The sequence below is a fragment of the Streptomyces sp. NPDC025833 genome (assembly GCF_055558055.1).
Genome location: NZ_JBVHNF010000017.1, coordinates 102,808 through 115,935 on the forward strand (window position 1 = coordinate 102,808; position 13,128 = coordinate 115,935).

Genomic DNA, 13,128 nt, shown 5'->3' on the forward strand with positions numbered 1-13,128 from the left:
GTGCTCCGGCACCCCCGCGCCACCGGTCCGGGGCGGGCGAAGCCCGGATTCGGACTTGTCCGGAGGACGTGACACCATGCGCTCATGTCCTCCGCGCTGACCGATCTCTTCCCCCACCCGATCGTGCAGGCCCCGATGGCGGGCGGTACCTCCCTTCCGCAGCTCGCCGCCGCCGTCAGCGAGGCCGGCGGCCTCGGATTCCTGGCCGCCGGGTACAAGACCGCCGACGGGATGTACCAGGAGATCAAGCAGCTGCGGGCGCTCACGGGCCGCCCGTTCGGCGTGAACGTGTTCGTGCCGCAGCCGGAGTACGCCGAGTCCGGCGCCGTCGAGGTCTACGCCCACCAGCTGGCCGGGGAGGCCGCCTGGTACGAGACCGAGCTGGGGGACCCGGACAGCGCCCGGGACGACGGCTACGACGCCAAGCTCGCCGTCCTGCTCGACAACCCGGTGCCGGTGGTCTCCTTCCACTTCGGCGTGCCGGACCGGGAGGTCTTCGACGCGCTGCACCGGGCCGGCACCTTCACCCTGGTCACGGCCACCACCGCGGAGGAGGCCCGCGCGGCCGAGCGGGCCGGGGCGGACGCGGTCGTCGCCCAGGGCGTCGAGGCCGGCGGCCACCAGGGCACCCACCGGGACATCCCGGAGAACGACGGCTCGGGCATCGGACTGCTGTCGCTGGTCACGCAGGTCCGGGAGGCCGTGCGCGTCCCGGTCGTCGCCGCCGGCGGCATCATGCGCGGCGGCCAGATCGCCGCCGTCCTCGCCGCGGGCGCCGATGCGGCCCAGCTCGGTACCGCCTTCCTCGCCGCCCACGAGTCCGGCGCGAGCGCCGAGCACAAGCAGGCGCTCACCAACCCCCTGTTCGTGCGCACCGAGCTGACCCGCGCCTTCAGCGGCCGCCCGGCCCGCGGACTGGTCAACCGCTTCCTGCGCGAGCACGGCCCCTACGCCCCCGCCGCCTACCCGGAGATCCACCACCTCACCGCGCCGCTGCGCAAGGCCGCCGCCAAGGCGGGGGACGCCCAGGGCATGGCGCTGTGGGCGGGACAGGGCCACCGGCTGGCCCGCGAGCTGCCCGCCGGCGGCCTGGTGGAGGTGCTGGCCGAGGAACTCGACACCGCCAGGACAGCGTTGTCGGCCGGGGGTGGCGCCCGATGACCGCGCCGGTGTTCGTCGTCGGCTCGCTGGCGGGCGTGGGCCCCGGCTCGGTCGTCGACGTGGACGGACCCGAGGGACGGCACGCGGTCTCCGTGCGGCGGATGCGGCCCGGCGAGGAGGTGGTGCTCACCGACGGCGAGGGCCGGGGTGCCGCCGGGGTCGTCGTCAGCGTCTCGGGCAAGGACCACATGGTCGTCGAGCCCTTCGCGTTCCCGGTGGAGCCCGAGCCCAGCCCCCGGATCACCGTCGTCCAGGCCCTGCCCAAGGGCGACCGCGGCGAGCTGGCCGTGGAGACCATGACGGAGACCGGGGTCGACGCGATCGTGCCCTGGCAGGCCGCCCGCTGCATCACCCAGTGGAAGGGCGAGCGGGGACTGAAGGCGCTCGCGAAGTGGCGGGCCACCGCCCGCGAGGCCGGCAAGCAGTCCCGCCGGCTGCGCTTCCCGGAGGTCGCGGACGCCGCGAGCACCAAGCAGGTCGCCGCGCTCCTCGCCGGAGCCGACTTCGCCGCCGTGTTGCACTCCGACTTCGAGCACGAGAGCCTGCCGCTGGCGACGGCCGAACTGCCCGCCCGCGGACGGATCGTGCTGGTCGTCGGTCCCGAGGGAGGCGTCGCGCGGGACGAGCTGGCCCTCTTCGAGGAGGCCGGCGCCAAGGCGTGCGTGCTCGGGCCCACCGTGCTGCGCACCTCCACCGCCGGCACCGCCGCCGTGGCCCTGCTGCTGGGCCGCACCGGCCGCTGGTCCTGACGACACCGCACCCGGGGGACACCGTGGAACTCGCCCAAGTCCGGCTCCTGGTCACCGACTTCGCCGCCTGTTACCGCTTCTACGCCGACGTCCTCGGGCTCCGGCCGCAGTCCGGCGCGAGCGAGGGCCCGTACGAGAAGTTCAGCCCGCACGCGGGCTCCGCCGGGATCGCGCTCCAGGACCGCGCGATGATGGCCCGGATCCTGGACGAGCTGGGCGGGACCGCCACCGGTCACCGCTCCCTGGTCGTGCTGCGCGTCGACGACCTGGACGCCTACTGCGCGGAGATCGCCGCGCGCGGCGCCGGCCTGCTGCACGGGCCGGCCGCCATGACCGACCGCATGCGCGTGGCCCACCTCAAGGACCCCGAGGGCAACCTGGTCGAACTCCAGGAATGGCTGCTGCTGCGCGGCTGACGGCCGACGGCGCGGCAGACCTCCGCCGCCCCCCGCCGTCCGCCCGAACGGGTGAGTGGCCGTTTCCGGCCTTCCGTCCCGTCCGGGCCGGTGGCACGCTGCCAGGCATGGGGGCATGGAGAAGAGGGACACGGCGCGGGCCGCGGGCGGTGGCCGTGGCGGGCCTCGCCGTGCTGGGCGCAGGCGCCGTGGTGGCGTGCGAACCGGGCGGCCTCGGGTCCGCGACCGTCGCGTACACCACCGACCGGACCGCGACCGACGCGCTGGAACGCCGGGACGTGAACGTCAAGTGGCTCACCTGCACGGGGAGTTACCGCGACAAGGACGGCGGTGACACACCCTCGTCGGGCGAGACCGCCCTCGTCTCGGTCGACTGCCGGGGCGAGACGGACGACGGCCGGAAGATCACCGTCACCGGCCTGGTGACCCGGGCCGTCGACGGCGCCTGCGTGCGCGGGGACCTGAAGGCCGAGGTCGGCGGCAGACAGGTGTTCCGGGTGAGCGGGCTCGGCGACTGCTCGGCGAAGCCGGGGCCGACGTACCGCCTGCCCACGGGACAGCCGCGGCCCACCGTGACCGTCACCGTCACCCGGACCGTCTGGCCCGTGCAGGGCAAGTGACCGAAAAACCGGGGCGGCCGCCCCGGCCGCTGCGTAGAGTGACCGCGTGACTCAGGGTGCCTCGACGGGAGCCACGGAAAGCTCCGCATACCTCCGCTTCCCGCATCTGCACGGCGACTTGGTGACCTTCGTCGCCGAGGACGACGTGTGGCTCGCGCCGCTCGACGGCGGCCGGGCCTGGCGGGTCAGCGCCGACAACACACCGGTGACCCATCCCCGGATATCCCCGGACGGCGGACACCTCGCCTGGACCTCCACCAGCGACGGCGCCCCCGAGGTGCACGTCGCCCCGGTCGACGGCGGCCCCGCCCGGCGCCTGACCCACTGGGGCCACCACCGCACGGAGGTGCGGGGCTGGACCCCGGACGGACGGGTGCTCGCGCTCGGCGCGCACGGCCGGCCCAGCTCCCGGCACACCTGGGCGCACGCCGTCCCGCTGGACGGCGGACCGGCCGAGACCCTGCCGTACGGCCCCGTCGGCGGCGTGGCCCCGGGACCGGCCACCGTGCTGCTGTCCGCGCCGATGGGCCGCGAGGCCGCCTACTGGAAGCGCTACCGGGGCGGCACGGCCGGCAAGCTGTGGATCGACCGCGACGGCGACGGGGAGTTCGTCCGGCTGCACGCGGGGCTCGACGGCAACATCGAGTGCCCGGTGTGGGCCGGCGACCGGATCGCCTTCCTCAGCGACCACGAGGGCACCGGGGCGCTGTACTCCTCCCTCGCCGACGGTTCCGGCCTGCGCCGCCACACCCCCCTCGGCGGGAGCGGCCCGGGCTTCTACGCCCGGCACGCGGCCGGCGACGGCACCCGGGTCGTCTACGCGGTGGCCGGTGAACTCTGGCTGCTGGACGACCTGGAGGGCGCCGAGCCGCGCCGCCTGGACATCCGGCTCGGCGGGCCCCGGGTCGACCTGCGGCCGTACCCGCTCGACGCCGCCCGCTGGCTCGGCGAGGCGTCCCCCGACCACACCGGGCGCGGCAGCGCCGTCTGCGTGCGCGGCGGCGTCCACTGGGTCACCCACCGCGCCGGCCCGGCCCGCGCCCTGGCCGCCACCCCCGGCGTGCGCGCCCGGTTGCCGCGCGCCTTCCGCGCCGAGGGCGAGGAGTGGGCGGTGTGGGTGACGGACGCCGAGGGCGACGACTCCCTGGAGTTCGCCCCCGCGACCGGCACCGTGCCCGGCGCGCCCCCGCGCCGCCTGGGCGCGGGCCTGCTCGGCCGCGTGCTGGAGCTGGCCGTGGCCCCCGACGGCAGCCGGGCCGCCGTCGCCGCGCACGACGGCCGGCTGCTCCTGGTCGAGCGGGAGACCGGCGAGGTCCGCGAGGTGGACCGCAGCGACGACGGCGAGGTCTCCGGCCTCGCCTTCTCCCCCGACTCCGCCTGGCTGGCCTGGGCCCACCCCGGCCCGCGCCCGCTCTCCCAGCTGCGCATCGCCCACACCACCGACCTGTCGGTCGTCGAGGCGACCCCGCTGCGCTTCCAGGACTACGCGCCCGCCTTCACCCTCGACGGCCGGCACCTCGCGTTCCTCTCCCACCGCGCCTTCGACCCGGTCTACGACGAGCACGTCTTCGACCTCGCCTTCGTGGCCGGCGCCCGCCCGCACCTGATCACACTGGCCGCCACCACCCCCTCGCCGTTCGGCCCGCAGCGCCACGGCCGCCCCGTGGAGGCGCCCGACAAGGACGAGACCCCCGACAGCGAGGGCACCCCTACCACCCGCGTCGACCCCGAGGGGCTCGCCGACCGGATCGTGCCCTTCCCGGTGGAGGCCGGCCGCTACTCCGGCCTGCGCGCCGCCCGGGACGGCGTCCTCTGGCTGCGCCACCCCGTGCGGGGCGTCCTCGGCACCTCCCGCGCGCACCCCGGGGACCCCGACCCGCACACCGAGCTGGAGCGGTTCGACCTCGTCCGGCGCCGCCTGGACCACCTCGCCTCCGACGCCGGCCACTTCGAGGTCAGCGGCGACGGCCGGCGCGTCCTGCTGTGGAGCGACGGCCGGCTCCGGGTGGTGCCCGCCGACCGGCGCACCGGCGCCGACGACGACGGCGACACCAGCGTCACCGTCGACCTCGGACGGGTCCGCCAGACCGTCGACCCGGCCGCCGAGTGGCGGCAGATGTACGACGAGACCGGCCGGCTCATGCGCGACCACTTCTGGCGGCCCGACCTCGGCGGTGTCGACTGGACGGCCGTCCTCGACCGCTACCGCCCCCTCCTGGGCCGCCTCGCCACCCACAGCGACCTCGTCGACCTGCTCTGGGAGGTGCACGGCGAACTCGGCACCTCGCACGCCTACGTCAGCCCGCCCGGCGGTGCCGGCGGCGCCCGGCACGGTCTGCTCGGCGCCGACATCTCCCGGCACCCGGACGGAAGTTGGCGCGTCGACCGGATCCTGCCGTCGGAGACGTCCGACCCGGACGCCCGCTCCCCGCTCGCCGCGCCCGGGGTCGCCGTGCGCCCCGGCGACGCGGTCGTCGCCGTGGCCGGCCACCAGGTCGACCCGGTGACCGGACCGGGCCCGCTGTTCGCCGGCACGGCCGGCCACCCCGTCGAGCTGACCGTCTCCCCGGCCGCCGGCGGCGAGGTGCGCCACACGGTCGTCGTTCCCGTCGCCGACGAGGAACCCCTGCGCTACCACGCCTGGGTCGCCGAACGCCGCGCCCACGTCCACGCGGCCTCCGCGGGCCGGCTCGGCTACCTGCACGTCCCCGACATGCAGGCCCCCGGCTGGGCCCAGATCCACCGCGACCTGCGCGTGGAGGTGGCCCGGGAGGGGCTGGTGGTCGACGTCCGCGAGAACCGCGGCGGGCACACCTCCCAGCTCGTGGTCGAGAAGCTGGCCCGCCGGATCATCGGCTGGGACGTCGCGCGCGGCATGCGCCCCACCAGCTACCCGCTGGACGCGCCCCGCGGCCCGGTCGTCGCCGTGGCCAACGAGTTCTCCGGGTCCGACGGCGACATCGTCAACGCGGCGATCCGGGCCCTCGGCATCGGCCCGGTCGTCGGCACCCGCACCTGGGGCGGCGTGGTCGGCATCGACAGCCGCTACCGCCTGGTCGACGGCACCCTGGTCACGCAGCCGAAGTACGCGATCTGGCTGGAGGGGCAGGGCTGGGACGTGGAGAACCACGGCGTGGACCCGGACGTGGAGGTCGTGCAGCGGCCCCAGGACTGGGCCTCGGGCACCGACGCCCAGCTGGACGCGGCGATCGCGCTCGCGCTGCGCGAGCTGGAGCGCGACCCCGCCAGGACGCCGCCGCCGCTGCCCGGCTGACCGGCGCGGGGCCGCACCGGCGTGCGGCCCCGCGGGGCACCGCCGCCAACCCCCCACCGGGGCGCGGTCGAACGACTACGATGCCCCCGTACCGATCTTCGGCGAAAGCGAGCGCAGCGTATGGCCGGCGAACCGCAGGACGACTGCCTGTTCTGCAAGATCGTGTCGGGCGAGGTCCCGGCGACGATCGTCCGCGAGACGGAGACGACCGTGGCCTTCCGGGACATAAACCCCCAGGCCCCCACCCACGTCCTGGTGATCCCCAAGGCCCACTACGAGAACGCCGCGGAGCTCGCCGCCGGGGCGCCCGAGCTGGCAGCCGACGTCCTCGCGGAGACCAGGGCCGTCGCCGACGAGGAGAAGCTGGACAGCTACCGGCTCGTCTTCAACACCGGCAGCGGCGCCGGCCAGACCGTCTGGCACGCGCACGCCCACGTGCTCGGCGGCCGGGGCCTGCAGTGGCCGCCCGGATAACCGGCCGTGTCCGTCCGTGAACTGGTGGTCCTCGGCACCGCCAGCCAGGTCCCGACCCGGCACCGCAACCACAACGGCTACCTGCTGCGGTGGGACGGCGAGGGCATCCTGTTCGACCCCGGCGAGGGCACGCAGCGGCAGATGCTGCGCGCCGGGGTCGCCGCCCACGACCTGAACCGGATCTGCGTCACCCACTTCCACGGCGACCACTGCCTCGGCCTCGCGGGCGTCATCCAGCGGATCAACCTCGACCAGGTGCCGCACCCGGTCACCGCGCACTACCCGCGCTCCGGGCGGCACTTCTTCGAGCGGCTGCGCCACGCGACCGCCTACCGGGAGACGGTCGGCATCACCGAGGCGCCGGTCGACGCCGACGGCCCCCTCGCGGTGACCCCGTCGTACACCCTGGAGGCCCGCAGGCTGTCCCACCCGGTCGAGTCCTTCGGCTACCGGATGACCGAACCGGACGGCCGCCGGATGCTGCCCGACCGGCTCGCCGCGCACGGCATCGCGGGCCCGGACGTGGGCCGCCTCCAGCGCGAGGGCCGGCTCGGGGACGTGACGCTGGAGGACGTCAGCGAGGTGCGGCGCGGGCAGCGGTTCGCGTTCGTCATGGACACCCGGCTCTGCGACGGCGTGCACGCGCTCGCGGAGGGCTGCGACCTGCTCGTCATCGAGTCCACCTTCCTCGACGACGACATCGGACTGGCCGTCGAGCACGGCCACCTGACGGCAGGTCAGGCCGCCGCCGCGGCCCGGGACGCGGGTGTGCGGCACCTGGTCCTCACCCACTTCAGCCAGCGCTACACCGATCCCGAGGAGTTCGAGCGGCAGGCGCGGGCGGCCGGGTTCGAGGGGGAGCTGACCGTCGCGTACGACCTGCTGCGGGTGCCGCTTCCGAAACGTCGGTGAAAGCGCCGTACGATGCCGTGATGTCCCTCCCGAAAGCTGAACTGCACCTCCACATCGAAGGCACCCTGGAGCCGGAGCTGGCCTTCGAGCTGGCCGCCCGCAACGGCGTGACCCTCCCGTACGCGGACACCGGGGAACTCCGCACGGCCTACCGGTTCGAGGACCTCCAGTCCTTCCTGAACCTGTACTACGAGCTGATGACCGTCCTGCGCACCGAGCAGGACTTCGCCGACCTCGCCGACGCCTACCTCGCCCGGGCCGCCGCGCAGGGCGTGCGGCACGCGGAGATCTTCTTCGACCCGCAGGCCCACATCGCCCGGGGCCTGAGCCTGGGTACGGTCGTGGAGGGGCTGTGGCGGGCGCTCGGCGACAGCGAGCGGAACCACGGCGTCTCCACCCGGCTCATCATGTGCTTCCTGCGCGACGAGTCCGCCGACTCGGCGCTGGAGACGCTCCAGGCCGCGGCGCCGTACCTGGACCGGATCACCGGGATCGGCCTGGACTCCGCCGAGGTCGGGCACCCGCCGGCGAAGTTCCGCGAGGTGTACGAGGCCGCGGCCGCGCTCGGGCTGCGCCGGGTCGCGCACGCGGGCGAGGAGGGGCCGCCGGCGTACATCACCGAGGCGCTCGACGTGCTCGGTGTGGAGCGGGTCGACCACGGGCTGCGCTGCATGGAGGACCCGGCGCTGGTCGAGCGGCTGGTGCGGGAGCGTATCCCGCTCACCCTGTGCCCGCTGTCCAACGTCCGGCTGCGGGCCGTGGAGACCCTGGCCGACCATCCGCTGCCGGGGATGCTCGACGCGGGCCTGCTGTGCACGGTCAACTCCGACGACCCGGCCTACTTCGGCGGGTACGCGGGGGACAACTTCCGGGCGGTGCGGGACACCCTGGGCCTGGACGAGGACCGGCTGCGCGAGCTGGCCCGCAACTCCTTCCTCGCCTCCTTCCTGGAGGACGACGAGGAGCGCAGGGCCCGGTACCTCGCCGAGGTCGACGCCTACGTGTTCGGGGACGCCGTGTCGTAGGCGTGCCGGACGGGCACGGCCGGCGACTCCACCGGGACCGCCACGACCGGGAGTTCCGCGACCGCGACCTCCGCACCGGCGGCCCCGGCGGCGGGGACCCGGGCGACGGGGATCTCCACGACGGAGATCTCCACGACGGGGACGTCCGCGGCGGAGGGGTGGCCCCGGCCGGCCCGCAGCGCCACCGCCGTCATCGGCACGGCGATCAGCAGCAGCCCGGCGCCGAGCACCCGGCCCATGGCCGGGAAGCCCGCTCCCGCCGCCAGCACGCTGCCCGTCAGCGGTCCCGCCGCCGTCCCCAGCGAGGACGCCGAGCCCACCAGGACCGCCCAGCGGCCGCGCGGGTCGAGGGAGGCGGCGAGACCGATGACGTACGACAGCACGACCGGGTACAGCAGGTTCCAGGAGATCTCGCCCGCCGCGAAGGCCGGCAGGCCCCGCGCCGAGGCGCTGAGCGCGATGCAGCCCGCGATGAGCGCCGTGCCGGCGCCGATCGGCCTCGCCCGGCCGAGCCGCTGCCCGAGCGCGCCCGCCCCGACGACCCCGACGAGCCCGGCGCCGAGCGCGAGCGCGAACACCGCGCCCACGGTGACCTCGGAGAGCCGGGCCTGCTCCAGCCCGATCCGGCCGCTGACCCCCCAGAGGGCGTTCTGCGCCAGCGACCAGCAGGGCATCGCGGCGGCCAGCAGCAGCCCGGCCCCGCGGTGCGGGAGCCGGCCGTCGTGCGCGGCCGCCGCGCGGACCGGTGCCGCACGGCCCGGCAGCCGGCCGGTGAACGGCCAGACGGCGAGCGCGGTCGCCGCGACGGCGGCCAGCGGGAGACCGTGACCGGGACCGAGGTGGGGGATCGTCAGGTACAGGGCGCCCGCGAGGGCGGAGACGCCGAGCAGACCGAGCGTGGTGACCCGGTGCGGGTCCCAGCTCCGCGTCCCCGGCGCCGTCCGGGCCGACGGCGCGCCCAGGGCGGCGATGCCGCTCGCGGCGACCGCCGTGACCGTGCCGGAGCCGAGGCCGCCGGCGACCGCGCCCGCGACGACGGCCGGCACGGAGCCGGTGAGGGCCGCGCCGCCGTAGCCGAGGGCGGCGAGCGCGAGCCCGGCACGGGCCAGCACCCGGGGGCCGATCCGGTCGACCCGGGAGGCCAGCAGGAAGCCCGCGGCCGCCGACCCCAGCAGCAGGGCGCTGCCGACGGCGCCGGCCTGGGTGGCGGTGAGCGGGAGTCCGCTGTCGAGCCGGCCGACGGTGGTCGGCAGCAGGTACGGGGCGAGATAGCCGGCCGTGAAGAGGGCGACGAGGGGCCAGGGCAGGGTGCGGACGGCGGGCACGGGCGTTCCCAGGGCAGGCGCGAGGAGCGGCTCGGAAAGGGGGGAGGGGCGACGGCCGTCGACGGACGGGAACGCGCGAGCAAGTTGTATCAAGCACGGGGTTCGGGCAGAAGATCGGGAACGGTGATCTGGATCACGTGTGCGTTTGCGTCCGGCGGGGCCGGGTAGCGGATTCGGCCACCAGGTTCCGGAGCCGCCCCCTCCGCCGGAACGAACGGCTCGTCACCCGGCGCCCCGGCGCCCGGCCTGGTGCACACTGGCCGGAACCGCACCACGCCAGGGAGCGCACCGTGACGTCGTCGCACACCCTCACCGGAGAGGAACCGGAACACCTCACGCGGGCAGGGCGCCGCCAGACCCAGGTCGATCCGCTCGCCGCGCTGCGCGTCCCGGGCGATCCGCCCTGGGACGTCTACCTCACCGGCACGGTCTTCCTCGACATCATCTTCACCGGCCTGGACTCGGCGCCGGTCCGCGGCACCGAGTCCTGGGCCCGGGGCATGGGCTCCAGCCCCGGCGGCGTCGCCAACATGGCCGCCGCCCTGGCCCGGCTCGGCCTGCGCACCGCCCTCGCCGCGGCCTTCGGCGACGACCACTACGGCGAGTACTGCTGGGACGCGCTGGAGCAGGGGGAGGGCATCGACCTCTCGGCCTCGCGGACCGTGCCCGGCTGGCACTCCCCGGTCACCGTCTCCATGGCCTACGAGGGCGAGCGGACCATGGTCTCCCACGGGCACGAGCCGCCGCCCCGGACCGCGTTCCTCCAAGGCGGCGGCCCGGCCCGGCCGCCGCGCGCCCGGGCCGCCGTCGCCTCCCTCACCCCGGGGCGCAGCGCGCCCTGGATCGCCGACGCCGCCCGCGCGGGCACCCGCATCTTCGCCGACGTCGGCTGGGACGAGACGGGCGCCTGGGACCTGTCCGGCCTGGCCGACCTGGAGCACTGCGAGGCGTTCCTGCCCAACGCCGAGGAGGCCAAGCGGTACACCGGCGCCGACTGCCCGCGGCGGGCCGCGCACGCCCTGAGCGAGTACGTGCCGGTGGCCGTGGTGACCCTCGGCGAGGAGGGCGCCTACGCGGTGGACCGGCGCACCGGGGAGGCGGCCGAGGTGCCGGCGATCGCCGTGGAGGCGCTGGACCCGACCGGGGCCGGGGACGTGTTCGTCGCCGGGTTCGTGACCGGTTCGCTGGCCGGGTGGCCGCTGGCGGACCGGCTGGCCTTCGCGGGGCTGACGGCCGCGCTGTCGGTGCAGGAGTTCGGGGGGTCGCTGTCGGCGCCGGGCTGGTCGGAGATCGGGGCGTGGTGGCGGCGCGTGCAGTCGCTGCCCGGCCAGGACCGCAAGGCGCTGCGGCGCTACGCCTTCCTGGACGGGCTGGTGCCGGAGCGGCTGGACCGGCCCTGGCCGCTGCGGCGGGCGGTGCCGACCGTCGGCTTCGGCCGGGCCGGCTGACCACCGGCGCGGGGCCCGTCGAAAACTCCTACGATGTTGTCGGCCCCCCGTCGTACTCTGGACAGTGCGAGGCCGCCCTCAGCGCGCGGCCGTGACGAGGAGGAAGCGCAGGCCTTCAGCGCCGGCCCATGACACAGACACCCACAGCTCACACCCCCGCGCAGGAGCAGGCGAGAGCGCAGTTCACCGTCCCCGCCCAGCACCCCATGGTGACCGTGCTGGGTTCCGGCGACTCCCTCCTGCGTGTGATCGAGAGGGCCTTCCCGGCGGCCGACATCCACGTCCGGGGCAATGAGATCAGCGCGGTGGGCGACCCTTCGGACGTCGCCCTCATCGCGCGCGTGTTCGACGAGATGATGCTGGTGCTCCGCACCGGGCAGCCGATGACGGAGGACGCAGTGGAACGCTCGATCGCCATGCTCAAGGCGAGCGAGAACGGGACGAGCGACGGGCCGGAGACCCCGGCCGAGGTACTGACGCAGAACATCCTGTCCTCGCGTGGCCGCACGATCCGTCCCAAGACGCTCAACCAGAAGCGGTACGTCGACGCGATCGACAAGCACACGATCGTCTTCGGCATCGGCCCCGCGGGCACCGGCAAGACCTACCTGGCCATGGCCAAGGCCGTGCAGGCCCTGCAGTCCAAGCAGGTCAACCGGATCATCCTGACCCGTCCCGCGGTCGAGGCCGGCGAGCGGCTGGGCTTCCTGCCCGGCACGCTCTACGAGAAGATCGACCCCTACCTGCGCCCGCTGTACGACGCGCTGCACGACATGCTCGACCCCGACTCCATCCCGCGGCTGATGGCCGCCGGGACGATCGAGGTCGCGCCGCTCGCCTACATGCGCGGCCGGACGCTCAACGACGCCTTCATCATCCTGGACGAGGCCCAGAACACCAGCCCCGAGCAGATGAAGATGTTCCTCACCCGCCTCGGCTTCGACTCGAAGATCGTGATTACCGGTGACGTGACGCAGGTCGACCTGCCCAACGGCACCAAGTCGGGTCTGCGGCAGGTGCAGGAGATCCTGGAGGGTGTCGAGGACGTCCACTTCTCCCGGCTGTCGTCCCAGGATGTCGTACGGCACCGGCTGGTGGGCCGTATCGTCGACGCGTACGAGAAGTACGACAGCAAGAACGGCACCGAGAACGGCGCCCCCAGGGGCGGCCGCGGCACGTCCGGCGCCAAGGGCTCCAAGGGGAAGTAGACCAGCACGACCATGTCGATCGACGTCAACAACGAGTCCGGCACCGAGGTAGACGAGCAGGCGGTCCTCGACATCGCCCGCTACGCGCTCGCGCGGATGCGCATCCACCCGCTCTCCGAGCTCTCGGTGATCGTCGTGGACGCCGACGCCATGGAGCAGCTCCACATCCAGTGGATGGACCTGCCGGGGCCCACCGATGTCATGTCCTTCCCGATGGACGAGCTGCGGCCGCCGTCGAAGGACGACGAGGAGCCGCCGCAGGGGCTGCTCGGCGACATCGTGCTGTGCCCCGAGGTCGCAGCCCGGCAGGGGGCCGAGGCGCCCACGCAGCACTCCATGGACGAGGAGCTCCAGCTGCTCACCGTCCACGGCGTGCTGCACCTGCTCGGGTACGACCACGAGGAGCCCGACGAGAAGGCCGAGATGTTCGGCCTTCAGGCCGCCATCGTGGACGGGTGGCGGGCCGAGCGCGGCCTGACCGGGCCGTCCCCGGCACCGACCGTCTCGTAGCGGGCC

General features: G+C 75.0%; 12 protein-coding genes. 11 read left to right on the forward strand and 1 reads right to left on the reverse strand.

The features are described 5' to 3' along the window. The first annotated feature begins 84 nt into the window (after positions 1-84). From ACZ4K2_RS28385 to ACZ4K2_RS28420, 8 genes are all read left to right on the forward strand, one after another. Positions 85-1,161, forward strand: a complete 1,077-nt coding sequence (locus ACZ4K2_RS28385) for a nitronate monooxygenase (protein WP_467477213.1) — start codon at positions 85-87, stop codon at positions 1,159-1,161. Further along, positions 1,158-1,910: a 16S rRNA (uracil(1498)-N(3))-methyltransferase gene (locus ACZ4K2_RS28390; protein ID WP_467477217.1), complete on the forward strand. Its 753-nt coding sequence runs from the start codon at positions 1,158-1,160 to the stop codon at positions 1,908-1,910. The genes ACZ4K2_RS28385 and ACZ4K2_RS28390 overlap by 4 nt, the downstream gene beginning before the upstream one ends. Before the next feature lie 23 nt (positions 1,911-1,933). Beyond that, positions 1,934-2,326: a VOC family protein gene (locus ACZ4K2_RS28395; RefSeq protein WP_467477220.1), complete on the forward strand. Its 393-nt coding sequence runs from the start codon at positions 1,934-1,936 to the stop codon at positions 2,324-2,326. Between the two features lie 107 nt (positions 2,327-2,433). Beyond that, positions 2,434-2,946: a hypothetical protein gene (locus ACZ4K2_RS28400; RefSeq protein ID WP_467477223.1), complete on the forward strand. Its 513-nt coding sequence runs from the start codon at positions 2,434-2,436 to the stop codon at positions 2,944-2,946. 46 nt (positions 2,947-2,992) lie between these two features. Then, positions 2,993-6,220: a S41 family peptidase gene (locus ACZ4K2_RS28405; protein WP_467477227.1), complete on the forward strand. Its 3,228-nt coding sequence runs from the start codon at positions 2,993-2,995 to the stop codon at positions 6,218-6,220. Between the two features lie 120 nt (positions 6,221-6,340). Continuing rightward, positions 6,341-6,694, forward strand: coding sequence for a histidine triad nucleotide-binding protein (locus ACZ4K2_RS28410; RefSeq protein ID WP_467477229.1), 354 nt, complete (start codon positions 6,341-6,343; stop codon positions 6,692-6,694). 6 nt (positions 6,695-6,700) lie between these two features. After that, positions 6,701-7,606 (forward strand): ribonuclease Z, encoded by a 906-nt coding sequence (locus tag ACZ4K2_RS28415; RefSeq protein ID WP_467477232.1) that lies wholly within the window; start codon positions 6,701-6,703, stop codon positions 7,604-7,606. 20 nt (positions 7,607-7,626) lie between these two features. Then, positions 7,627-8,631, forward strand: a complete 1,005-nt coding sequence (locus tag ACZ4K2_RS28420) for an adenosine deaminase (RefSeq protein ID WP_467477237.1) — start codon at positions 7,627-7,629, stop codon at positions 8,629-8,631. Here ACZ4K2_RS28420 and ACZ4K2_RS28425 read toward each other — a convergent pair. After that, positions 8,604-9,956: an MFS transporter gene (locus tag ACZ4K2_RS28425; protein WP_467477241.1), complete on the reverse strand. Its 1,353-nt coding sequence runs from the start codon at positions 9,954-9,956 to the stop codon at positions 8,604-8,606. The genes ACZ4K2_RS28420 and ACZ4K2_RS28425 overlap by 28 nt on opposite strands. A gap of 290 nt (positions 9,957-10,246) precedes the next feature. On the opposite strand from ACZ4K2_RS28425, the gene ACZ4K2_RS28430 reads away from it, so the two are divergent. The 3 genes from ACZ4K2_RS28430 (at position 10,247) to ybeY (ending at position 13,122) form a co-directional block, all read left to right on the forward strand. Next, on the forward strand, positions 10,247-11,404 hold the full coding sequence (locus ACZ4K2_RS28430; protein ID WP_467477244.1) for a carbohydrate kinase family protein: 1,158 nt from the start codon (positions 10,247-10,249) through the stop codon (positions 11,402-11,404). A gap of 128 nt (positions 11,405-11,532) precedes the next feature. After that, positions 11,533-12,612 carry a PhoH family protein gene (locus ACZ4K2_RS28435; protein WP_467477247.1) on the forward strand — a complete coding sequence of 360 codons (1,080 nt, stop codon included), beginning with the start codon at positions 11,533-11,535 and terminating at the stop codon, positions 12,610-12,612. A 12-nt stretch (positions 12,613-12,624) separates the two neighbouring features. Then, a complete protein-coding gene (gene ybeY / locus ACZ4K2_RS28440) occupies positions 12,625-13,122 on the forward strand; it encodes an rRNA maturation RNase YbeY (RefSeq protein WP_467477251.1) in 498 nt (165 codons plus the stop codon). Positions 13,123-13,128 lie beyond the last annotated feature (6 nt).

Excerpts from the sequence above, each read along its gene's own strand:
- ACZ4K2_RS28420 (WP_467477237.1), top strand. The coding sequence starts at position 7,627 with ATGTCCCTCCCGAAAGCTGAACTGCACCTCCACATCGAAGGCACCCTG.
- ACZ4K2_RS28400 (WP_467477223.1), top strand. The coding sequence starts at position 2,434 with ATGGGGGCATGGAGAAGAGGGACACGGCGCGGGCCGCGGGCGGTGGCC.
- ACZ4K2_RS28435 (WP_467477247.1), top strand. The coding sequence starts at position 11,533 with ATGACACAGACACCCACAGCTCACACCCCCGCGCAGGAGCAGGCGAGA.
- ACZ4K2_RS28390 (WP_467477217.1), top strand. The coding sequence starts at position 1,158 with ATGACCGCGCCGGTGTTCGTCGTCGGCTCGCTGGCGGGCGTGGGCCCC.
- ACZ4K2_RS28410 (WP_467477229.1), top strand. The coding sequence starts at position 6,341 with ATGGCCGGCGAACCGCAGGACGACTGCCTGTTCTGCAAGATCGTGTCG.
- ACZ4K2_RS28385 (WP_467477213.1), top strand. The coding sequence starts at position 85 with ATGTCCTCCGCGCTGACCGATCTCTTCCCCCACCCGATCGTGCAGGCC.
- ybeY (WP_467477251.1), top strand. The coding sequence starts at position 12,625 with ATGTCGATCGACGTCAACAACGAGTCCGGCACCGAGGTAGACGAGCAG.